Raw genomic sequence first — 22,693 nt, 5'->3', positions numbered from 1 at the left:
TGGGCAGCGAGAGCGGCTTGCTACACTTGAGCCGTCGCCGGTGGCTCTTTCGCCCGCCCGTTTGCCGAAGCCACGGCCACAAATCTGCCATGAAGCCCGCTCGCCTGATCTTCCTGTTTGCTGTGTTGCTTGCCTGCCTGCCGGTTACGGCTACCTCCGGCCAGACGGCTCCCAAATTACCGTTTCAGATCGGCTCCCGGCTCGTCGCGTCGGCGGAGCCGCCCGTGCCGCGCCCCTCCACCACGCCATGCGCGGTGACGCTGCTGCATCACGATGCCTTTGACGACCACGGCAATGGCGCGTCCATGGTGGCGCGGGCCCATCGGTTTCACTTCACGCCGCCTGCGCAGTGCGCGGGGCCGTGGGCGAAGGTCATCCTCACCGTGGGTTTCTCCATCCCCGCCGGACGGCAGTATGACCGCACGGTCTCTTTGTGGATGGGAGGGGTCAATCTCTACTTCGGCACCACCATGGAACCCGAGCCAGGGCAGGCGCAGCGCTGGCAGGCGGCGCGCGACCTCACCCGCCTGAGCGCGATCTTTCAGAAGCCGCAATCGGGCCAGATCATCCTCAACAACTGGATCAGCCCCTCCACTGACGAGCCGATTTACGTCACCGCTCGCCTGCTCTTTTATCCGCTGGCCCAGGGGCAGGCCGCACCGCGCGTACCCGATCTGGTCTACTCGATGAGCGCCAATCCCGCCGGGCAGGAGGCGGCTCTTGAGACGCCGGCGGACCAACTGGCACGCCGCTTCACCTTTCCGCGCAACGTCGTGCGGGCGCGGCTCGATGTCATCGCGCAGAGCCAGTCGCAGGATGAGCGCTGGTACACCTGCGTGGACAAGCAGTACCTTGCAGAGACCCGCAACTACTCGCTCGAAGCCTTTGAGGCCTGCGATGGCGGCAGCTTCCGCGGCGTGGAAGTGCTCGTGGACGGCAGGGCGGCGGGGCTTGCGCCGGTCTATCCATGGATCTTTGCCGGGGGAATCGAGCCGCACCTCTGGCTCCCGATTCCGGCTCTGCAGACGACCAACTTCCTGCCTTTTCAAGTCGACCTGACACCGTTTGCGGGTCTGCTGGACGACGGGCAGCCCCACACCGTCGCCATTCGCGCGCTCGGGGCTCACCACTTCTTCAACGTGGCCGGTAACCTGCTTCTTTACCGGGATGCGCATGCGGACGAGTTGCATGGCCGCCTGCTCGAAGACACCCTCACGCCGCAGCAACCTGCGGGGCTAAACACCCGGAGCACGCTGCATCCCGATGCACGGGGGCGCACCGTGGGGACGCTCGACACGCGGATGCAGCAGGCATACACGCTGCGCGGGGTGCTCGAGACGCCGCGCGGCGCGGTGGTAACGACAGTGCAATACAGTGAGGACTTTCAGAACCTGCAGACGTTCGCGCGTCCGGGCCCACGGCGGTATCACGAGAGTATCCGGCAAAGGACGGCAGTCTCGATGAGCGTGCGGCGCACCCGGAACGGCCATGCGCTGAGCACGATGACTCTGACCCAGCAGGACCCTCTGACAATGGAAGCGCGCAAGAGGATGATCACGACGGGGCAGGACTTCACGGCGCGCGTCGCCGTCGAGCAGGGGCACGCGATCACGCTGCGCACCGCGCGCGCGGGCAAGCGCCCGTATGCGGCTCATCTGCGAGAGATGCTCGTCACCGAAGACCATACCTATGGGGAGACGATTTCGCCGCCTCTGGACCGGAGCCGCTTCCATTACCGGGAGGCCGCGCGGGAATCAGTGACGTTTGGGGATACGCTGGGAAGCTGCTACCGGGCGACACTCGCCTCGCGCCATGGGCGGCTGACGGCAATGCATCGGGGGCAGGGATGCCCCGGCCATGGGAACCGGCTGCGGAGCGCCTCAAGCCCGGACGACCCGTGGCTGCTGCCGCCGCAGTAGCGGCCGGAATGGCATGGGTGTGCAGGAGAGAAAAAAGAGAAGAGAGGCGCGGGAGGGATCATGCATCCCCGCACAGGGGGCGCCAGGAGCCTGTGCGGGGGAGGGTTATGGAGACTTAGCGGGCGTGCCGGCCGGGTTGTGCAAACAGCTCGTTGACCAGGTTTTCCGGCTCTTTGCGCGGTGCTTTGAGTTCGCCTTTCTCCAATCTGGACTGCAGGTTGGTCTTGATCATGTCCAGAAGAGATGGGTTTCGGGGCGGCTCGGGCGGAACGAGATCGGCCGGGGGATCTTCGCCGGTTTCAAGATAGTAGCGGAGCTTCTGCTCATATTCGAGGCGGCGGACGAGATAGCTCATGGCGTGGAGGGCCGAGTCGTACTGGGGTGGCGCCGTGGCCTCTTCAGGGGACGTTTCGAGCGGGCCGAGGAGGTCGCCATTCTCATACTGCACGAAGGCCTCGACGGTGGTTAAGGGGTCGAGCGCATTGGAGGCAATGTTGCGGGCGGCGAGGCGGAGGCCACTGATGTAGGCCATGGCGGTGCGAGAGTCGATCGTGCCAGCGGCCAGAGCGCTGAGGACATGGGTGACGGTGAGCTGCACCGAGGTCATGTCTTCGAGAAGAGGAATGGGCACGGGGCCTTGCTGTGGCGGGGGCGCCTCAGTGTTTCGGATGACCGGCGGGGCCGGTCTGCGATGGTGCAGGTGGAAGAAACAGTAGTCCTCTTTCCAGACGCGATAGGCGTTGCACTGAACGCCGCTCGCCTTGATATGACGGCACCGCATAGCCATAAAAAAAACTCCCATTAACGTCTTGTAACGGTGTAAATATACTTGCCACACCTGAAATCAGCGGGTTGAGGTATTTGCGGAAGCGGTTTTGGGGTTGGGGTTGGTGAAAAAGGACGCGAAAAGGCGGTGTTTTGAGCTGTAAATCGGGGTAAATCCGGCAGCCCGTGAGAGAATCACGGCGTTATGCTGGGAGCGGAGAAAATTTCGGAGCCAAGGCGAGGAAAACAACCCTGTTCTGGCTCTAGGGGTATTACTGGTGCCTTGGCGTTGCGTCGGTGGCGGGAATCAATTTTCGTGATGATGACGGCTTATTTCGATTGCAGCCATAACGGTAAGGGTTCCGGCGGTTCTGTTGCGGTTTCCGGATGGCTGTCGAGCGGTGAGCGCTGGGAGCAGTTCGATTACGAATGGGATCAGATACTGGAAGAGTTTCAGGTTCCCTACTTCCACATGAAAGAATTTGCTCATTCTGTTGGCGCATATTCGCAAGGGTGGAAAGGGGAAAACGGCAAACGCGCGGAATTCATTCAGCGTCTGGTTGCGGCGATTAGCCGAAACGCGATGGCGGGGTTTGCTTGCCTGGTCGAACGAAACGTATTCGATAGGGTGAACGAAGAATTTCAGGTTCGGGAGTATTACGGCAACGAGTACGCGCTGTGTGGTCGCATCTGCGTTTCTCAGGTCCGTCACTGGCTGGACGAGCGAGGGGATAAGAACGGCGTCCACCATATTTTTGAGGATGGCGACGAGCGCGGTCGTCTTAGCTGGCTGCTGGAATCGGACGGCTACGCCGCGCCCGTTTTCTTTCCCGGCAAGGACCGAATAGCAAAGGACGGGAGTCTAATCCGTGGGCTGTTGCCGCTTCAGGCCGCAGACTTGGCAGCGTATGAGATGCGAAAGGCTTTTGATGATTTCGGTGATGCTCAGGTTTTGGAAGAGGTAGCGCGCTACAGGAAATCATTCCGCGCTGTTGCAGGCGCTCTAGATCAGGGACAATGGGGCCGATGCAGCGCTGAAGACCTACGGCACTTCTGCAATGTGCGAGCAGTGGAGCGACGCCGCGGAGTATCATAAAGCCATGAAGACACCGCCTGACAGCCCGGAGTTTGCTAAGTTCTCGCAGGCAATGCGGGATATCCTCGGCGTGTCCAAGGAAGAGATGCAAAGGCGGATAGAAGCGGAGAAGCAGGAGAGGGGCCGCGAGGCTAAGACTTCCTCTTCGGACCACGCTTCCGGCGATAGGGATTAGAAGGCCGTTTCCTGCACCTTGCCGGTCAGTTCTGCGTAAGTCAGTCTCTTGCCTGAAATCTGCGATACTGCCAGCATGAAGCGGTCGCCATCGTCGAGCGGATTGCCTTTGGTCGCCCGGTTATTGAACCGGAAGACCTGTTCAGTCACATAGCGGTCAAGGTGGAAGGGTTCGACGGAAACGTAAGTGCCCTTGATTCCGCGCTTCAACAGGCTCCAGAAGTTCTCTATCCCCTGAGTGTGAACCTCACCCCGGACGTACTCTTCGATATGGGTTACGGTTTCGTGTACGAAGTCCCGGACCTTGAGCGCGTCGTATGCGGTGGCGTTGTCGGTGTAGATGGTGGCTTTCCGGTTGATGTTCTCCAAAATCTCATTGAGCAGGGTTTCGCGCTTCACGTTCGGTACGACCTTTGCGCGTACCTGGCGCGCGTCTCGATCCAGCATACCCACCACCACGGTCTTATGCTGGCCTCTCAATCCTTCCTGTAGACGCCGCCGCCGCGAGGCGTGCATGTTCTGAGCTCTGCCGCCCACGAAAGTCTCATCCATCTCAATCGGGCCATGACCGCGGCCGCCCAGCTTCTCCCATGAGCTATTCTTGAGCGCCAGCCGGATCCGGTGCAGCATGAACCATGCAGACTTCTGAGTGACCTTCACGGCGCGCATAATCTCGTAGCTGGAAACGCCATTCTTGCAGTTGACGACCAGCCAGACAGCCATCAGCCATTTGTCCAACGGAATCGGGGAATCCTCGAAAATGGTGCCTGACTTCACGGAATACTGCTTCCGGCAGCTCTTGCACTTCCAGATGCGCCGGGTGGTCAGAAACGAATACCGAGCACTCCCGCAGTGAGGGCAAACCGGGCCATTCGGCCAGCGCATCGCCGCGACAAACTCCATGCACACATCGGAATTCTCGAAATACCGCGCAGCCTCTAACAGACTCTTGGGCGATTGGATTTCATCTCTGGATTTCATAGCGTAAATAACTGTATTTAGATATGCGTGGTGTGTCAAGTATAAAAGCTACAGGGAGTCTAGGCTGAGACTGTAAGGAATTCCAGAATGACTGATTCGGCAATCGTTCGGTCTGACTCTTCCATCCCTGTCTGGCGGTCTATCCAGACGGCTGTGTCGTTGCCGTTCTTTGTCCGGATGGTAAGTTCAAATTCGCGAGGCTGGGAAAGTCCATCGATGCTTACCCGATACATCTCAGGGTGGAAGTCTATTTTCAACGTCGCACCGCTCTCCTCGCAGCGCAAAACGTATTGCTTCGTGTGTGTCGCTTGGTCCGAAATAATTGTGCGCCCAGCTTTCCGGTTGAGTTCTACCACGCACGCCCGCAACTGCCCCGAAAGGTCAATCCAGCGCCCAGGAGCCTGTTCTCTCCTCATTTGTCCCCGCAATACGCAAATCTCGTCTTTGATCGCTTCGCGGCGGTGCTTTTCCTCATAGACCTTCAGCGCTTCTGCTGTCCATTCCATCTTGGGTTCTCCCCTCCGCTATTACCGGTAACACCAAAGCCACGAAAAACCTACGATTCGCGGACTTTTCCTAGAACCGCCCCGTGGGAGGCTACGCATGAAAGAAGAGATCTTCCAGCATCGTCCGGCGCACCTGCCACTGCTCCAGATTCTCTCCGCCGTCTATCCGAAGCCTGCACTGCCCTTGATTGTCGAGGGTGAGGGTAACAATAAATTCCCGGTCGCCCCGCGAAACCTTAATACAGTCCTGATGGCACCTAAACTCCACCTTGTTTGCGGCATTTCCGGAGTGAAACACCACAAAGTAATTCCCGTCTGTATTAGGCATTACCGCCAGCGAGGGACGCGCCTTTGTCTTAACTGCATCCGTCTCGTTTATCGCTTTAACGTCTTCTTCGACGCCTAGGAGGAGCTCACTAAACACATGCAGGGCCGAGCATTTCGCCCGGGCTTCTACCCAACGGAAACTGTCCGCCATTTTCACTTCTCCCCGATTTTGAATTCGACTATCAAGTCTGAAGATTATGCCGTGCGCACCAACGGAGAAAATGCCTTATTCCCTACAATCTCTCCTTAGCAATATTTACCACCAATCAGGTGTAGCAACTATATTGTTGCCCTTGTAACCGATTGATATTGCTTGACTTACCGGACATTAGGCTGGCAAGTCCTTTAGAATCAACGCGAATTAACCCCCTCTAAAACCTGCTGAAAAGGGAAAAAGCTCAGAAAGAGACCGGATGGAAGGCGGTCTTTTCCTGAGCTTCTAATTCCATTTTATCGAAGGGAGGGGAAATTACCGGCAAGGGACTGGCCGTCCAGGCACACGCGCCTTTGGCGCCCCTCGACCCGCACGGGTCGAGGGTGTTTGAGTGGGATGGGGAGGATGCGCGAACGGACGAGTGCTGCTGGCGGGAAGGGCGTTTTTCGATACCTATCCGATTGGGCGTGGACAAAGTGACCTGACCCCATTCTTCGCCCGTTTCTGTGTACGAGATCATAGCGTACTTTGCTCCAGCAGGGCAGGCGGATCGGACCGGAGCGTGGCGGAGGGAAGAGTTTCTGATCCCGCCGAGGCGGAGCCTGGACAGGGCACCCGGCGCTTCGTGATGACCCGACGCCTGTTCGAGATTCAGGCGGGGTGGGTTGTCATCCGTGGTGGAGCGAGAGATTGAAGTGGAAGAGGTAGAGGGCGATGCCGACTCCGACGAGGGTGAGCAGGACCACGACCGCGGCGGCGAGAGTGGTGGAGCGCGGCACGGCGGCGTCTCCACGGCCGAGGGCGCGGATGAGGCGCAAGTGGTGCGCTCCGCTGAAGACCGTGATGAGCACGCCGGAGGCAATGAGGGCGATGCCGAACCAGAGGGAGGCTCCGGTGGACTGGCCGGGCAGGCCGCCGAGCGGAGAGCGAAGCTCGCGCAGAAAGAGCCCGAAGCGGGCGACGACAAAGCCGAAGCCCATGAAAGCGAGGCTGGTGCGGATCCATGCGAGCAGGGTGCGCTCGGCCGCCAGATAATCGCTGGTGCTGGCTGGCTTTGGGTTGGGTGCGGATGGCTGCATGAGCTATCAGATGAGAGTAACCGAAGCTGCGGCAGGAGGATCCGAAGGGAACGATTCACTCAAGCTAAATTCAGGCTTGCATGGGGCATCGGGCGTTGCCCGATGGGATGAGGGAATCCCACGTCCGGGCAGATGGACGTGGGGCACCTGTGATGTTTCAAGAGGTTGTCCATTCGAAATTTCGCGGAGAAGCTGTTTGTGGCGAACAAGCAGAGTCTTCGGAGAGATCGAATGGACATTCACCAGAATGCTCGTCTAACGCCTTACAGTCGAGAGCAGTTGGCGAGAAAAGTTATTTGTACCGGGTGCACGTTGAAGCTGGCCGCGGCCAGCTTCAACGTGAGCGCAAAGACGGCCGGCAAATGGGTGCGCCGGTATCGCGCCGAGGGTTCGGATGGCTTGCGGGACCGCAGCTCGCGTCCGCATCGCAGCCCGCGGCGCTTGCCGGAGGCGTTGCGGCTGAGTGTGATTGAGCTACGGCGGGGTTACATGCCGGGGTATCAGATCGCCCGGCGCAGCGCTGTGAGCGTGTCTTCGGTGAGCCGTATTTTGCGGCGCGCGCGGCTGAGCCGATGGCGCGATCTGAACCCGCCTCCGCCGGTGGTTCGCTATGAGCATGCCGCTCCAGGCGACTTGCTGCATCTGGACATCAAAGGCATGACGCGCTTCGGCGAGGTCTCGCTGCGCGGCGACGGCAGGCTGCGGGGCAAGAAGGAACACCCGGGCTTTTTGGCTCTGCATGTGGCCGTCGACGATCACTCGCGCATGGTCTTCGCCCAGATGCTGGCCGATCAGAAGGCGGAAACCACGATCGGTTTTCTGCACGCGGCGGTTGAGTTTTTCGCCAGCCATGGTATCGGCATCCGCGCGCTGCTGACCGACAACGGCAGCAGCTACCGCTCTCGCCAGTTCCGTCAGGCTTGCCAGCAGATGGCCATCAAACACAGCCGCACTCGGCCCTATACCCCCAGAACCAACGGCAAGGCCGAGCGCTTCATCCAGACAGCCATGCGCGAATGGGCTTACGCCAAACACTGGACCGACTCCAGCCAGAGAGATCAACACTTGCAGTCCTGGATCCACTACTACAACCACGAAAGACCTCATGGTAGCCTCAACTACAAACCGCCAAGCAGCCGATCCCAAGAAGGAACAACCTCTTGACCTTCTACAGGCACCCGGGATGGTTTAGAGGATGTAGCGCGAGAGGTCCTGATTTTTGACGATCGAGGCGACCATCTGCTTGACGTATTCGGGATCGACGACGGCGACCAACTCGGTGCCGCCGGGGGTTTCGCGCTCGATGACGGGCAGGGGCGCGATGGGCGCCATCTCGGCGTGGCCGTTGGCGGCGGCGGCGAGATCGACGACTCCGGCCTCGGACTTGCCCTTGCCGTGCTTGATGAGGTCAGGGGCTAGGAAGCTGATGTCGTCGAGCACCTTCTCCATGATGGTGTGCAGGCGGCGCGCGCCGATGTTCTCCGTCGTCTCGTTGACGCTGAAGGCAAACTGCGCCATCTCGGCGATGGCCTCGGGCGTGAATTCGAGTTTGAGGCCTTCGGTCTCAAGCAGCGCGGTGGACTGCTTGACGAGGGAGGACTTGGGCTCGGTGAGGATGCGGATGAAGTCCTCGACGGTGAGCGACTGCAGCTCGACGCGAATGGGGAAGCGGCCCTGCAGCTCAGGGATGAGGTCGCTGGGCTTGGAGACGTGGAAGGCTCCGGCGGCGATGAACAGAATGTAGTCGGTGCGCACCATGCCGTAGCGGGTGTTGACGGTGGTGCCTTCGACGATGGGCAGGATGTCGCGCTGCACGCCCTCGCGCGAGACGTCGGGGCCGTGGCCGCCTTCGCGACCGGCGATCTTGTCGATTTCGTCGAGGAAGACGATGCCGGAGGTCTCGACGCGCTCGACGGCGGCGCGGGTGACCTGATCCATGTCAATGAGGCGGCTTTCCTCTTCCTGCACCAGATATTCGAAGGCCTCGGCGACCTTCATTTTGCGCTTTTTGGTGCGCTGGCCAAAGATGCTGGGCAACACGTCCTTGAGATTGATGTCCATCTCTTCGACGCCCTGGTTGGAGATGATTTCAAAGGACGGCGCACCGCGCTCGCGCACGTCCAGCTCGACCATGCGGTCATCGAGCTTGCCCTCGCGGAATTGCTGGCGGAGCTTTTCGCGGGTGCGCTGCTGTGACTCCTGCGTGGCCGAGGCGGCGGGCGGCGGGAGGATGATGGCTCCGTGTGCGTCCGGGGTTTCGCCGGCGCCTGCGGGCGCGGCGGCGGGGGTCTGTGTGGCGGGCGGCGGCAGGAGGAGATCGAGGAGTCGCTCCTCGGCGTTGAGCTCGGCCTTGTCTTCGACCTCTTCGAGCTTTTCTTCGCGCACCATGTCGATGGCGATCTCGACGAGGTCGCGCACCATGGACTCGACATCGCGGCCCACGTAGCCCACCTCAGTAAACTTGGAGGCCTCGACCTTAAGGAAGGGCGAGTTGGTGAGCTTGGCCAGGCGGCGGGCGATTTCGGTTTTGCCCACGCCGGTGGGGCCGATCATGATGATGTTTTTGGGCATGATCTCATCGGCGAGATCGGGCGTGAGCTTTTGGCGGCGCATGCGGTTGCGCAGGGCGATGGCGACGGCGCGCTTGGCGGCCTTCTGGCCGACGACATACTTGTCGAGCTCGCCGACGATTTCGCGGGGGGTGAGCTCATCGAGCGCGAGCTCCTGATCTTCGGCCGTGCCGGGTAGATAGATGGCCATGAGGGCGTGCTCCTTTCTGAGCGCTAGGCTTGCAGTTCTTCGAGGGTGATGTGGCCGTTGGTGTAGATGCAGATGTCTCCGGCGATGCGGAGGGCCTTTTCGGCGATTTCGCGGGCGGAGAGATCGGTGTTTTCGAGCAGGGCGCGGGCGGCGGCCATGGCGTAGGAGCCTCCGCTGCCGATGGCGGTGACGCCTTCGTCGGGCTCGATGACGTCGCCGGCGCCGCCGATGAGGAACATCTGATGGGGATCGGCCACGATAAGCAGAGCTTCAAGGTTGCGGAGCATTTTGTCGGTGCGCCAGTCTTTCGCGAGCTCGACGGCGGCGCGGCCCAGGTTGCCGGCGTGCTGCTCGAGCTTGCCCTCAAAGCGGCCGAAGAGGGAGAAGGCATCGGCGGTGGAACCGGCAAAGCCAGCGAGCACCTTGTCCTGATAGAGGCGGCGCACCTTGCGGGCGGACTGCTTGATGACGGCGTCGCCCATGGTGACCTGTCCATCGGCGGCCATGACGACGCTGTTGCCGCGGCGCACGCAGATGACGGTGGTGGAACGGATGCGCGGCGCGCGGGCAGCCTGCGAAGTGTGGAAAGAAGAATCGCCGCCCGGGGCGGCTAACGAAGAATTCCGGCGAGTTGACATGCTCTTTTGAGTATATCGCCCGCGTGGCGGGGATTTGAGCGGCGGCGGGACAGCGTCCCTGCGGCGGCGGGCGGTGATGGCGGGGCGGCACGGGCGATTTCCGAGCGGGGCAGGATGGGGCTTTTCCCACTGTGAACAGAAGGTCATGGTGCGGGGCAGAATGGGAGGAGAAATCCGGATGGACCTGAGGTATTCTGCCGTTGCACGACCTTGGTTCTTTTTGCCGATTGCGGAGCTCTGCCGGTGTATAACTTGCGCGACCCTCAGGTGTATGGAACAGCAGCCGTTTTCGCGTTATTTGCCGCCGGAGCCGGGGCCTGGCTGATGCTGCGCAAACGCCCCACCGCCGACGACCTGGAACGGATGCGGCGCGAGGATCTGGTGCGGATGGGGCGGCTGATTGACGGCACGGTGCTCGACGTCTCAGACCTGACGGAAGAAGAGAGCGGCCGCAAGGGCGGCATGCAACTGATTCTGTACAAATATGAGATTGCCGGGGTGGTGTACGAGTGCTCGCAGGATGTCTCGACGCTGAGCGAATATCTCGATATTCACCAGATGCGGCTGGGGTTTCCCTGCTCGGTGCGGTATGACACGCACCGGCCCACCAACAGCATTGTGGTAGCCGAAACCTGGTCAGGGCTGCGGGATATTGCCTCAGGCGTGCCGGTGCGGCGCGGGATTCCTCCGCAGCGCACGCCCCGGACGACGACCTCAGCGTAGGAGAGCCAGTTTTTCGGGGGGAGAGCGGTCATTTCCCCGCCGCAGGCTGCTGCCGATAGACTGATAAAAGATGCACGTACACGCCGCACCCACGAAAAAAACGCAACGCGTGCTGCAGTTTTCTGTCGCGGCGACGCTTGGCTATGTCGGGCTGACGCTCTTTGCCGGATGGCGCGCGCACTCGCTGGCGCTGATCTCAGAGGCGGGGCATAATGCTTCGGATGCGCTGGCGCTGGTGCTGTCATTTGTGGCCGTCTACTTTCAGATGCGCCCGGCCAACCCTCGCAAGACCTTTGGATATCATCGCGCGGGAGTGCTGGCGGCATTTTTGAATGCGCTGGCGCTGATGGTGATTTCAGTCTGGATTGCCTGGGAAGCGGTGGCGCGGTTTCAGCATCCGGCGGGTGTGCATCCGAAGATCATGATGGCGGTGGCCGCCGCCGGGGTACTGATGAACGGCGTCATCGCGACGCTGTTGTGGCGCGTGAGCCACGACGTGAATATGCGCAGCGTGTACATCCACATGCTGGGCGACACGCTCTCCACGGCCGCTGTGATTGTGGGCGGCGTGGTGATTTTTTTCACTGGCATGACGTGGGTGGACCCGGCGCTCTCGCTGGGCATTGCGGCGATGATCTTCTGGTCTTCGCTGGGCATTGTGCGCGAGACGCTGAACATACTGCTCGAAGGCACGCCGCGCGGGCTGCGCCTGGAAGAGATTCGCACGCGGCTCTGCACCATTGACGGCGTGGAAGATGTGCACGACCTGCATGTGTGGAGCCTGGGCTCGAACAGCCACGCGCTGGCCACGCATGTGACGATTCCGGATATTCCGCCGTCAGAGAGCCAACTGATTCTGGAGAACATTCGCTGCATGCTGCGCGACAAGTTTCACATTCAGCACACGACAGTGCAGTTTGAGAATGCGCCGTGCGAGGTGTCGCATGGCTGCGCTTCTCCGCTCGAGGTCAGCGACGCAGGCCATGGACATCATCACGGCCACAGTCACGGCCATGCTCACGATCATGAGCATGGGCACGTCCATTAGAGGCAGATGATGCGGAAATTGCTAACCCCTTTTTTGCTGTGCGCGGTGAGCGCACTGCCGGGCATGGCGCAGACAGCACCCACGACGCCGGCCACGACTTCAGCCACGCAGAACACGCCTGCGGCTTCGGCAAGCCAGACGACACCCGGAACAGCGAATGCCGTGACGGCTCCGCCGCAGAAGGTGATTATCGACACCGATATTGGAGACGATATCGACGACGCGTATGCGCTGGGGCTGGCGGTTTCTTCGCCGCAGTTGCAGGTGCTGGGCGTCACGACGGACTGGGGCGACACGACGCTGCGCGCGCGGCTGGTGAAGCGGTTTCTCGATGCGACGGGCCACTCGGATATTCCGGTAGCGGCTGGCCTGCACACGCAGCCGACGGCTGCATTTACGCAGGAGTATTACGCCGAGGGCTACCAGGCACGGCCGGGAAGCTGGCCCGATGCGGTGCAGTTTTTGCAGAGCGAAATCAAGAAATATCCCGGACAGATCACGCTGATTGCGCTGGCGCCGTTTCATAATCTGGCGGCGCTGATTGCGCGCGATCCGGCGACGTTTAAGCAACTGAAGCGCGTGGTGCTGATGGGCGGCTCGATCCACCAGGGCTATGGCAATCTTGGCTATCTGCCGGGTGAGTCGCCGAGCGCGGAGTACAACATTGCGTCTGATATTCCGGCAGCACAGAAGCTCTTTGCCTCGGGCGTGCCGATTGACATGATGCCGCTCGACTCCACGCAACTGAAGCTGGATGAGGTGATGCGGCCGATTGTCTTCAGCGCAGGGACGCCGCTGACGGATACGCTCAGCACGCTCACGAATGAATGGACAGCGGCGATGCAGAACCCCACGCCAACGCTATATGACGCGATGGCTGTGGCGTATGTGATGGATCCCTCGCTGTGCCCCACGCAGCCGATGGACATTGTGATTGGCAACCGCGGCTTCACGCATGTGGGCAGCGGCACGCCGAACGCGAATGTGTGCCTGCACTCGGACTCGGACAAGTTCTTTCACTTTCTGCTGCCGCAGTTGATGGGCACGGCGGGAGAGCCGATTCTGGCGGGGACGCCTGCGGCTTCCAGTAATCCGTAATTGGAATGGCAGGGGCTAAAGCCCCGTTCTTTTCGCAGGGATTATGGCATGGCTAAAGCCATGCCCTGATACAAGTGCTCTGCTCTATGCGCAAGGATGGGACCGCGAAACCCACATCTCAGAATCGAGATGTGGGGCACCCGCCCTGTGACAGGGGCTAACGCCATGCCCCGATACGAGCGTTCTGCCGGATAACAAGGATGGAGCATCGAAAACCCACATCTCAGAATCGAGATGTGGGGCACCCGCAACTAAGCCTCCGGGGGCTTGTCCGGTTGGGATTGGTAAAGCTCTTCGACGCGGGCGAGGGTGTCGATCTCCTCGACCGGCTTGTCGTCGCGGATGCGAACGATGCGCGGAAAGCGAAGCGCGAAGCCGCTGTTGTGCCGCTCAGAGCGCTGGATGTTGTTGAAGGCGACCTCGAGCACGAGCAGTGGCTCGACGGAGCGGAAGTGGCCGAAGTCTTCGAGCGTGTGCTCTTTCAGAAACTTTGTATTCGCGGCGATCTCGGCGTCGGTGAGGCCGGAGTAGGCCTTGCCGATGTTTTTCAGCTCTTCGCCATCGCGCACCGCAAAGGTGTAGTCGCTGAGGACGTGCGCGCGTTTGCCGTGACCGAATTCGGCTCCCGTGACGACAACATCAAGCGTGGCAAGCTCGCGCTTGAGCTTGAGCCAGGCAAGGCCGCGGCGGCCCGGCTGATAAGGGCTGGCGAGGGCTTTGAGCATGACGCCTTCATTGCCGCGCGCTCGGGCGTCCTGATAGGCGCGGTCCAGTTGCGCGGCAGACTCCAGTTGCGTGGCGGGAGCGAGCTTGAGGCGCAAGAAGTCTGCTGATTCCTCCGCAGCAAAGAGGGAACTTTGGGCGGCGCCGGCCGGCAAGGCGAGCGGAGAGGCGGCAGCGAGGAATGCTTCGAGTTGCTGCCGGCGCGAGGAGAGCGGCTGGTCGAGCAGCAGTTCTCCATGGCGCGCGAGCAGGTCAAAGGCCATAAAGACCACCGGAATCTGATCGCGCATTTGCGCGGTGACGCGTTTGCGGCCAAGGCGCTGGGTGAGCGCGGCGAAGGGCATGGCGCGCGCAGCCCCGGTGGCGGAGGCAGGTTGCCAGGCGAGGATTTCACCGTCGAGGACGACCGGCTCAGGCATGGCGGCGAAGGCCTCGATGAGCTCAGGAAAGCTGATGCCGATGTCTTCGCGGTTGCGTGAGAAGAGGGTGACGCGGCCGGGCTGGGCGGGATCTCCGCAATGGAGCTGCGCGCGGATGCCGTCGTATTTGTCTTCGATCTGGATGGCAGTGGGAGGTTCAGAGGCTTGCCGCGCATCCGGCTTGGACGCAAAGCGCGCCATGGCCTCTTCCACGCCGGCCACGGGACTGGCGAGCATGAAGCCGAGAGGATGAAAGAGGCGCATCTGCGCCTGAGGGAGCGTATGCGCGGCTGCCATGGCGACCACCTCGGGCAGGCTGCCGTTCAGCATGAGGGCGCGGCGCAGCGTGGGCAGTTCCACCTCATGGAGCTGGGCGATGGCCTCCTCGACAAGAGCCTGCTTCACGCCGGTGCGCAGGTCGCCGAGCATGAGCTTGATGAGGTATTTGATCTCAAGGGGCGTGGCGCAGGCCAATAACTGCCGCACCCGCTGGAGGCGCGGCGCGGGGCCGCGTGCGGCGGCGATTTGCGCGAAGGCCTGCTCGACATCCGCGAGAGTGAGCGTGGGCGGAACGGAAGAAGCGGCGCGGGCGGCATCGGGCACGGCGAGCGGGCGGAGATATGCGACGAGAATTTCGCGCCTGGCGAGTTTGCCGGGCGTGGCGGCCAGCGCATCGTTGCAGCGGGCAAAAGCATCGAATGGGGCGGAAGTTTGGGGAGCCGGACGGGTCATGGAGAAGGCTGCTTTCTGATTGAGATAGTTCCACTCCGGCATAAACGCAGTAACATTCGTACACAAACGCAGTAAAATAACAGTAGATGCAGCAGACGCTTCCTCTTCGCGCCCACCGTTAGCAGCTCCCGCTGCCTGCGCCCTTGTCTGCGTTTTTCCTCATTTCCCTCCTTATCAGAATCGGCGGCTGGAGCGCCACACACCATGTTTGAACGCCTTGAGCAGATTGAAACCCGTTATGAAGAGCTGGGCCGCGAGATGGCCGATCCCGCGCTGATTGCCGACCAGCAGAAGTACCAGAAGACCGCCAAGCAGCACCGCGAGTTGGAAGACGTCGTGGAGAAGTTTCGCGAGTACCGCGAGGTGCAGAACGGCATTGCCGATGCACGCGGCATGATGAATGAGGCCGACGCGGAGATTCGCGCGATGGCCGAGGAAGAGCTGGCTTCGCTGGAAGAACGGCTGCCGCAGATTGAGGCGGACCTGAAGCTGCTGCTGCTGCCGAAGGACCCGAACGATGAGAAGAACGTCGTGGTGGAAATTCGCGCGGGTACGGGCGGCGATGAGGCCTCGTTGTTTGCGGCCGAGGTGTTTCGCATGTATGCGCGCTATGCCGAGCAGCGGCGGTGGAAGGTGGAAGTGCTGTCGATGTCAGAATCGTCGGTGGGCGGCGCGAAGGAAGTGATCGCCATCATTGAAGGCGACCACGTGTACTCACAGATGAAGTATGAGAGCGGCGTGCACCGGGTGCAGCGCGTTCCGGCCACGGAGACGCAGGGCCGCGTGCATACGTCGGCCATCACGGTGGCGGTGCTGCCGGAAGCCGAAGAGGTGGACGTGAAGATTGAGGCGAAGGATCTTCGCATCGATACGTTCTGCTCCTCGGGGCCGGGCGGGCAGTCGGTGAACACGACCTACTCCGCCGTGCGCATCACGCACCTGCCCACCAACACGGTGGTGAGCTGCCAGGACGAGAAGTCGCAGATCAAGAATCGCGAGAAGGCGATGCGCGTGCTGCGTTCGCGCCTGTATGAAGTGGAGATGGAGCGGCAGCAGCAGGCGCTGGCCAAGGAGCGCAAGCAGCAAGTGGGTTCCGGCGACCGCAGCGAGAAGATTCGCACGTATAACTTTCCGCAGAACCGGCTGACGGACCATCGCATCGGGCTGACGATTCATCAACTGGCCGAAGTGATGGAAGGCCGGCTGCAGCCGGTGATTGATGCACTGACGGCGCACTTTAACGCGGAGCGTTTGAAGGCGGAGTCAGAGGCGGTGGCTTAAGGGCTGTCAGGACCGAAAGCCCCGCGGCTGATGCTGCGGTCGCAGCACGCTGAATCAGAGGTTATGGCTTCGACAATGCCGAGTGTGCGCACCATTCTTGACCAGGCCACGCAACGCCTTGCGGGGCTGCCCACGGCGCGGCGCGATGCCGAACTATTGCTGCAGCATGTACTGGGGCGCAATCGCGCGTGGCTCATCGTGCACTCTGACGATGCTATGACCGCAGAGCAGGTCACGCAATTTGAGAGCTGGATATTGCGGCGGGCCGCGCAGGAGCCGGTGCAATACATTGTGGGCGAGCAGGAGTTCTGGGGATTGCGGCTGCGGGTGACGCCGGATGTGCTGATTCCCCGCCCCGAGACGGAGCACCTGGTGGAGGCGGCGCTGGAGCGGCTGCCCGAGGGTGAGACCGTGCGCGTGGCCGACATTGGCACGGGGTCGGGCGCGATTGCGATTGCGCTGGCGGCGAGCCGGCCGCAGGCGCTGGTGACGGCGCTGGATCTTTCAGAGGCGGCTTTGCGGATTGCGCGCGAAAATGCAGCCGCGCATGGCGTGGCGGAGCGAATGCGCTTTCTGCAATCAGACCTGCTGGCGGCGGTGCGCGGTGAGCGCTTTGCGATGATTGTGTCGAATCCGCCATATGTGCCGGGTGGCGAAGAGCTGGAGCCGCAGGTGCGCGATTTTGAGCCGCACTCCGCGCTGTTTGCCGGGGCGGAGGGACTCGATGTGTACCGGCGGCTGATTCCGGAAGCCGCCGAGGTGCTGGAGCCCGGAGGCTGGCTGCTGATGGAGATAGGGCATGGGCAGCGGGCGGCGCTTGCGGAGCTGCTGGCGGGCTGGGATGACATAGCTTTTGTGGATGATCTGCAGGGGATTCCCCGGGTTGTGATGGCGCGGAAGGCGATAGATCGTTAATTTGCGCGGCTTTGCACCTATTTGCACGCAATAAAAACTGCGCAAGCCGCACCCGAAGCGGCACTATGCCGGGCGCGGCGGCGGTGCTCTGAATGGTGAAATAATGGCGGCAGGAGCGAATTGCATGAGTGTTGCCGCTGTTACCCCTGAGAAAACACTGACCTTTGAGCAGAAACTCGACCGTCTGGCCGATGTGGCCGTGCGCGTGGGTCTTGGCCTCAAGGAGGGCCAGGAGCTGGTGCTGACCGCGAGCGTGGATACGCTGCCGCTGGTGCGCCGCATCACCGCGCATGCATATGAGGCGGGCGCTTCGCTGGTCACGACGCTGCTGAGCGATGAGGCATCGACGCTGCTGCGCTACCGCCACGGCAAGGATGCGAGCTTTGACAAGGCCGCGGGCTGGCTCTACGAGGGCATGGCAGCCGCTTACGCGAGCGGCGCGGCGCGCATGGCCGTGGCCGGGGCGAATCCGGCGCTGCTGTCAAAAGAAGACCCGGAAAAGGTGGGCCGCGCCAACCGCTCGAATTCGATTGCCTACCGGCCGGCGCTGGAGCTGATCACCAAGCACGCGATCAACTGGACGATTGTGCCGGCGGCGACGCCGGACTGGGCGAAGCTGGTCTTTCCTGATCTGCCGGCAGACCAGGCGCTGGCGCGCCTGTGGGACGCCATTTTCGCGGCGACGCGCGTGGACCGCGAAGACCCCGTAGCGGCATGGAAGGAGCACGACGCGAAGCTGCATCAGCGCGCCGATTACCTGAACAAGAAGCGCTACCATGCGCTGCACTTCCGCGGGCCGGGCACAGATTTGACTGTGGGCCTGGCGGACGATCATCTGTGGCTGGGCGGCGGCACACAGGCGCACAACGGGCAATATTGCATTCCGAACCTGCCGACCGAAGAGGTGTTCACGACGCCGCACAAAGACCGCGTGAACGGCACGGTGACCAGCACCAAGCCGCTCTCGCACCAGGGCACGCTGATTGAGAAGATCTCAGTACGCTTTGAGAATGGCCGCATTGTGGAGGCGCATGCCGCCGCCGGCGAGGCCGTGCTGCAGCGCATGATTGAGACCGACGCGGGCGCGCGCATGCTGGGCGAGGTGGCGCTGGTGCCGCATTCGTCGCCCATCTCGGCCAGCGGCGTGCTCTTCTGGAACACGCTCTTTGACGAGAATGCCGCCTGCCACATTGCGCTGGGGCAGGCCTACAGCACCTGCGTGAAGAACGGCGAAAACATGAAGCCCGAAGAGCTGGCCGCGAAGGGCGCGAATGAGAGCCTGATTCACGTGGACTGGATGATTGGCTCGGGCGAGGTGAGCGTGGACGGCGTGAATGCGGACGGCAGCCATGAGCCGCTGATGGTGAAGGGCGAGTTTGTGACTGCCTGATGCAGGATATGAAGCTGGGTTGCCGTGGGCGGAGCGAATCTACTTCGTCCATGGCTGCCCGGCAGATTCTGTAACGAAAATTGAACCCTCCTGACCTCGTGACGCATTCAAAGTAAAGATGGCGATCGATACCCACCGCAGTTTTGAGAGCACTCTGGCCAGCGCCCGCAGCACGATGGGCCTGGGCGAGATTGTGCGTCTCGCCGTGGACAGCTTCCGCGCGAGCAAGATGCGCTTTGCGCTGACGGCGCTGGGCATGGTGATCGGCTCGATGTCGCTAATTCTGGTGGTGACGATCGGCCTGACGGGCAAGCACTTCATCATTCACGAACTGCAGAGCATCGGCACCAACATGATCGACCTGGAGTACGCGGGCGGCGGCGGCGGCACGGTGAGCAACTACCGCACCGACTACCTGCGGCTCGACGACATGCGCGCCGTGGAAGAGCAACTGCCCGAGATTGCGGCCGCCTCCCCCCTGCTGCAGATGCATGACCGCATTGACGTGGGCAGCGGCGTGGAGAAAGACATTCTGGTGCTGGGCGTGACGCCGCCCTACCGCAAGATTCGCAACCTCATCGTGCCGACGGGCCGCTTCTTTGACGATGAAGACGAAGTCACGCACGCGCAGGTGGCCGACATTACCCTGCCGCTGGCGAAGCTGATGTTTGGCAGTCCGCAGAATGCGATCAACAAGACCTTCACGATCAGCGGCATTCCGTTCACGATCATCGGCACCTTCAAAGAGAGCGTGGACACCTTTGGCGAATCGGAGATTCGCGATGAGACCATCCTGATTCCCTACTCCGTGGCGCGGTACTTTACCGGCACGGACTATGTGCAGGATATTTTCTTTTCGACCCGCGACCAGAGCGACATTGAGCAGACCGCGCAGCAGATTGTGAAGATTGTGAAGTCGCGGCACCAGCCGAACTCTGTTTATACCGCGACAACCCTCACCTCACTGATCACGACGGCCGGCATCATTGCCAATGCGCTAACGATCATCCTGCTGCTGGTGGCCGCCGTGACGCTGGCCGTGGGCGGCGTGGGCATCATGAACATCATGCTGGCGACGGTGCGCTCGCGCATTCGCGAGATCGGCATTCGCAAGGCGCTGGGCGCGACGGCCCGGGAGATCAAACTGCAGTTTTTGATTGAGGCCATCTTCATTTCGCTCGCCGGCGGACTGGTGGGCACGCTGATCGGCATCTCGCTGCCGCTCTCAGTGCGCCTGTTTACCAGCTATAAGCTGCCTATTTCGGGCATATCGATTCTGGTGGCGCTGGGCACCTCGGTCGCGGTGGGCGTGGTTTTTGGCACGCTGCCGGCGAACCGCGCCGCGCAGATGGACCCGGTCGAGTCGCTCAAGTACGAGTAGGCTGACTGCGAGGGTCTTCGATGGTCACGCAGACACAGCCGGGCTGCAGGGGCTAAAGCCCCGTTTTTTTTGCAGGGCTTTTGGCACGGCTAAAGCCGTGCCCTGATACAGATTTCCCGTATCTCCCTTCTATCGTTCGAACACACATACAAGGCTTTTGTGGGATGCCTGTGGCACCCTTTGACTGCGTTCCGGGCAGGCTGATGAGCACAGGGACACATCTCTGTTGCGCCATGTTGCCTTTGGATGCACTAGAATGCTCTTTCGCGCTGCGCCGTTCGAGATGCGCCGGGCGCGAAAGATCATCTTCAGGGAGTACACCCTTTTGACTCGAAAGAGCTTTGCCCTCGCACTGCAATCTGCCGTGCTGCCGCTTGCCCTGGCCTTTTGCCCTGCCCCCGCGCTGCACGCGCAGGCTGCTCAGCCTTGGACGGTGAAGGAAGTCTTTGGCGGACCCAGCCTGACCGGTTACGCGCCGGACCAGATCTACTGGGCTCCGGACTCGAAGCAGGTCACCTATCTGGATGGCAGCGGCAACCTGCGGGAGTTTGTGGTGGGCGGCGCGAGCGCGCGCAAGATTATCGCGAGCAAAGAGCTGGAGCCGCTGCTGAACGCGCCGATCAGCGAGCAGGACCGCGATCACCGCAACCGCTATGACGAGCCGGACTACATCTGGGCTCCGGACTCAAAGCACCTGCTGTTTGATACGAATGGCGAGCTGTGGCTCTTCAGCACGGCAAAAGGCAAGGGCCGCAAGGTGGGCAACACCGGCATGCAGAGCGGCGACGACCCGAAGTTTTCACCCAACGGGCAGTACATCTCCTACATTCGTAACAACAACGTTTACGTACAGCCGGAGCAGGATGCCTCGCAGGCGCGGGCGCTGACCAACTCCGGCTCAAAGACAGTGCTGAATGGCGGCATTGACTGGGTGTACCTCGAAGAGCTGGATGTGCGCAGCAACTACTTCTGGTCGCCGGACTCGAAGCAGATTGCCTTTTTGCAGATGAATGAGGACCGCGTGCCGCTCTACCCGATTGAAGACTGGCTGCCGGTGCATGCGCGCATTCAGTGGTGGCAGCGGTATCCGCAGCCGGGCGACCCGAACCCCGGCGTGCGCGTGGGCGTGGTGAAGGCCGCGGGCGGGCCGGTGAGCTGGCTGAAGATTCCACTCGATACGGGCAATGGGTATATTCCGCGCTTTGGCTGGGTGAATGACCACATTGTGTGGGTGGAGACGCTGGACCGCGCACAGAAGCACGAAAACATCTACTTTGCCGACACCCACACGGGCCAGGTGAAGCTGGCGCTGGCGCAGACCGAGCCGAAGTATTTCAACACGACGTATGGCGTAACGTTTGTGGGCGATCACCAGTTTCTGCTGCTGAGCTGGCGCGATGGGCACACGCACATCTACCGCTACAGCTTTGACGCGGCCGACCCGATGGCCGCGCCCGCGAAGCTGGAGAACGAAGTGGAGCACGGCGATTACGAGGTGATGTCGATCGGCTCCGTGGACAAAGCTACGGGCACGATCTACTACGTTTCGAACGAGGGCAATCCGCGCGCGCACCAGGTGTGGGCCGTGAATCTGGATGGCAGCGGCAAGCGCCGTGTTTCGCAGACGGGCGGCGTGCATGAGCCGAAGTTTCCGCCGCATGGCTCGTCCTACATTGACGAGTACTCTGACATGACCACTCCGCCAGCGGTGGCCTTTTGCAATCCGCAGGGTGCGTGCCATTCTTTCTGGACCTCGACGCCGGTGACCGGCCACGATCTGCAACAGTCGGTGCTTTTGACGCTGAAGGCCGCCGACGGCAAGACGACGCTCTACGGCACGCTGATGCTGCCCGAGGGCAAGACGGCCGCGCATAGCGTGCCGCTGATCGTGAATCCTTATGGCGGCCCGGATGTGGGCGAGGCCACAGACCGCTGGGGCGGGCGGCATCTGTTCTGGAACGAGCTGCTGGCGCAGCATGGCTTTGCCGTGCTCACGATGGACAACCGCGGCATGGGCGCACGTGGCCGCGCCTTTGAGCAGGCGTGCTATCACAACTTCGGTCCGCCGGAGCTGGCCGATCAGCTTGCGTCGGTCGATCAGGTGCTGAAGAAGTATCCGCAACTTGACCCGCACCGGCTGGGCTGGTGGGGCTGGAGCTGGGGCGGAACCTTCACGCTGTATGCACTGTCGCACTCGGATCGCTTCCGCGTGGGTGTGGCCGTGGCTCCGGTGACGAGCTGGCGCAATTATGACTCCATCTATACGGAGCGCTACATGGGCCTGCCGAGCGAAGATGCGCATGCGTACGAGGTGGACTCCGTGCAGAACAGCGTGGCGCATCTGCATGGGCATCTGCTGCTGATGCACGGCACGGGCGATGACAACGTACACTTTGCCAACACGATTCAGTACATTCAGAAGCTGATTGAAGCGGGTGTGCCATATGACTACAACGTCTTCCCGCGCAAGACGCACTCGATTGCCGGAGCGCTGGACCAGACCGAACTCTACAACCGCATTCTGCAGGAGTTTGAGCTGTACCTGATGCCTGAACATCCTGTGCCGGGCGGAGCAGGAGAATAA

The 22,693-nt window shown here is 61.6% G+C and carries 19 protein-coding genes; 11 read left to right on the top strand and 8 right to left on the bottom strand.

Going from position 1 to position 22,693, the window contains the following annotated elements; translation table 11 throughout:
* The first annotated feature begins 89 nt into the window (after positions 1-89).
* The gene (locus ACP_RS12695) at positions 90-1,919 is read left to right on the top strand and encodes a peptide-N4-asparagine amidase (protein WP_015897728.1); all 1,830 of its coding nucleotides are present in this window, start codon (positions 90-92) and stop codon (positions 1,917-1,919) included.
* A gap of 115 nt (positions 1,920-2,034) precedes the next feature.
* Here the strand turns inward: ACP_RS12695 and ACP_RS12690 are convergent, their stop codons facing one another.
* Positions 2,035-2,550, bottom strand: a complete 516-nt coding sequence (locus ACP_RS12690; RefSeq protein ID WP_148215151.1) for a hypothetical protein — start codon at positions 2,548-2,550, stop codon at positions 2,035-2,037.
* 453 nt (positions 2,551-3,003) lie between these two features.
* On the opposite strand from ACP_RS12690, the gene ACP_RS12685 reads away from it, so the two are divergent.
* The gene (locus tag ACP_RS12685) at positions 3,004-3,780 is read left to right on the top strand and encodes a DUF3800 domain-containing protein (protein WP_041839559.1); all 777 of its coding nucleotides are present in this window, start codon (positions 3,004-3,006) and stop codon (positions 3,778-3,780) included.
* Positions 3,781-3,951: 171 nt separating this feature from the next.
* On the opposite strand, the gene ACP_RS12680 is transcribed toward ACP_RS12685, so the two are convergent.
* The 4 genes from ACP_RS12680 to ACP_RS12665 all read right to left on the bottom strand — a co-directional run bounded on the left by ACP_RS12680 (position 3,952) and on the right by ACP_RS12665 (position 7,001).
* Positions 3,952-4,935 (bottom strand): IS1595 family transposase, encoded by a 984-nt coding sequence (locus ACP_RS12680; RefSeq protein ID WP_015897725.1) that lies wholly within the window; start codon positions 4,933-4,935, stop codon positions 3,952-3,954.
* Positions 4,936-4,994: 59 nt separating this feature from the next.
* Positions 4,995-5,441 carry a hypothetical protein gene (locus tag ACP_RS12675; RefSeq protein WP_015897724.1) on the bottom strand — a complete coding sequence of 149 codons (447 nt, stop codon included), beginning with the start codon at positions 5,439-5,441 and terminating at the stop codon, positions 4,995-4,997.
* A gap of 91 nt (positions 5,442-5,532) precedes the next feature.
* Positions 5,533-5,919: a hypothetical protein gene (locus ACP_RS12670; protein WP_041839558.1), complete on the bottom strand. Its 387-nt coding sequence runs from the start codon at positions 5,917-5,919 to the stop codon at positions 5,533-5,535.
* Between the two features lie 671 nt (positions 5,920-6,590).
* Positions 6,591-7,001, bottom strand: a complete 411-nt coding sequence (locus tag ACP_RS12665) for a YidH family protein (protein ID WP_015897723.1) — start codon at positions 6,999-7,001, stop codon at positions 6,591-6,593.
* A 231-nt stretch (positions 7,002-7,232) separates the two neighbouring features.
* Between ACP_RS12665 and ACP_RS12660 the strand changes: the two genes are divergently transcribed.
* Positions 7,233-8,165, top strand: a complete 933-nt coding sequence (locus tag ACP_RS12660; RefSeq protein WP_012680514.1) for an IS481-like element ISAcp2 family transposase — start codon at positions 7,233-7,235, stop codon at positions 8,163-8,165.
* Between the two features lie 24 nt (positions 8,166-8,189).
* Here the strand turns inward: ACP_RS12660 and hslU are convergent, their stop codons facing one another.
* Together hslU and hslV are read right to left on the bottom strand one after the other, a co-directional pair.
* Entirely contained in the window at positions 8,190-9,761 is a 1,572-nt protein-coding gene (hslU, locus tag ACP_RS12655) for an ATP-dependent protease ATPase subunit HslU (RefSeq protein ID WP_015897722.1), read from the bottom strand.
* A 23-nt stretch (positions 9,762-9,784) separates the two neighbouring features.
* Complete coding sequence (gene hslV, locus ACP_RS12650) at positions 9,785-10,399, bottom strand: ATP-dependent protease subunit HslV (protein WP_015897721.1); 615 nt, start codon at positions 10,397-10,399, stop codon at positions 9,785-9,787.
* Positions 10,400-10,642: 243 nt separating this feature from the next.
* Between hslV and ACP_RS12645 the strand changes: the two genes are divergently transcribed.
* The 3 genes from ACP_RS12645 (at position 10,643) to ACP_RS12635 (ending at position 13,268) form a co-directional block, all read left to right on the top strand.
* Positions 10,643-11,122 (top strand): hypothetical protein, encoded by a 480-nt coding sequence (locus tag ACP_RS12645; RefSeq protein ID WP_015897720.1) that lies wholly within the window; start codon positions 10,643-10,645, stop codon positions 11,120-11,122.
* Between the two features lie 70 nt (positions 11,123-11,192).
* Positions 11,193-12,170 carry a cation diffusion facilitator family transporter gene (locus ACP_RS12640; protein WP_015897719.1) on the top strand — a complete coding sequence of 326 codons (978 nt, stop codon included), beginning with the start codon at positions 11,193-11,195 and terminating at the stop codon, positions 12,168-12,170.
* A gap of 63 nt (positions 12,171-12,233) precedes the next feature.
* Positions 12,234-13,268 carry a nucleoside hydrolase gene (locus tag ACP_RS12635; RefSeq protein ID WP_015897718.1) on the top strand — a complete coding sequence of 345 codons (1,035 nt, stop codon included), beginning with the start codon at positions 12,234-12,236 and terminating at the stop codon, positions 13,266-13,268.
* A gap of 251 nt (positions 13,269-13,519) precedes the next feature.
* On the opposite strand, the gene ACP_RS12630 is transcribed toward ACP_RS12635, so the two are convergent.
* Positions 13,520-15,184 carry an ATP-dependent DNA ligase gene (locus ACP_RS12630; RefSeq protein ID WP_148215149.1) on the bottom strand — a complete coding sequence of 555 codons (1,665 nt, stop codon included), beginning with the start codon at positions 15,182-15,184 and terminating at the stop codon, positions 13,520-13,522.
* 162 nt (positions 15,185-15,346) lie between these two features.
* On the opposite strand from ACP_RS12630, the gene prfA reads away from it, so the two are divergent.
* From prfA to ACP_RS12605, 5 genes are all read left to right on the top strand, one after another.
* Positions 15,347-16,423 carry a peptide chain release factor 1 gene (gene prfA / locus ACP_RS12625; protein ID WP_015897716.1) on the top strand — a complete coding sequence of 359 codons (1,077 nt, stop codon included), beginning with the start codon at positions 15,347-15,349 and terminating at the stop codon, positions 16,421-16,423.
* Positions 16,424-16,486: 63 nt separating this feature from the next.
* Positions 16,487-17,338, top strand: coding sequence for a peptide chain release factor N(5)-glutamine methyltransferase (gene prmC / locus ACP_RS12620; RefSeq protein WP_041839557.1), 852 nt, complete (start codon positions 16,487-16,489; stop codon positions 17,336-17,338).
* A gap of 124 nt (positions 17,339-17,462) precedes the next feature.
* Complete coding sequence (locus tag ACP_RS12615; protein WP_015897714.1) at positions 17,463-18,728, top strand: aminopeptidase; 1,266 nt, start codon at positions 17,463-17,465, stop codon at positions 18,726-18,728.
* Positions 18,729-18,846: 118 nt separating this feature from the next.
* Positions 18,847-20,109 carry an ABC transporter permease gene (locus ACP_RS12610; protein ID WP_015897713.1) on the top strand — a complete coding sequence of 421 codons (1,263 nt, stop codon included), beginning with the start codon at positions 18,847-18,849 and terminating at the stop codon, positions 20,107-20,109.
* Positions 20,110-20,434: 325 nt separating this feature from the next.
* The gene (locus ACP_RS12605) at positions 20,435-22,693 is read left to right on the top strand and encodes a S9 family peptidase (protein ID WP_015897712.1); all 2,259 of its coding nucleotides are present in this window, start codon (positions 20,435-20,437) and stop codon (positions 22,691-22,693) included.

It is taken from the genome of Acidobacterium capsulatum ATCC 51196, assembly GCF_000022565.1.
Taxonomy (GTDB): Bacteria; Acidobacteriota; Terriglobia; order Terriglobales; family Acidobacteriaceae; genus Acidobacterium; species Acidobacterium capsulatum.
This window is presented reverse-complemented; position numbering and strand designations above follow the sequence as displayed.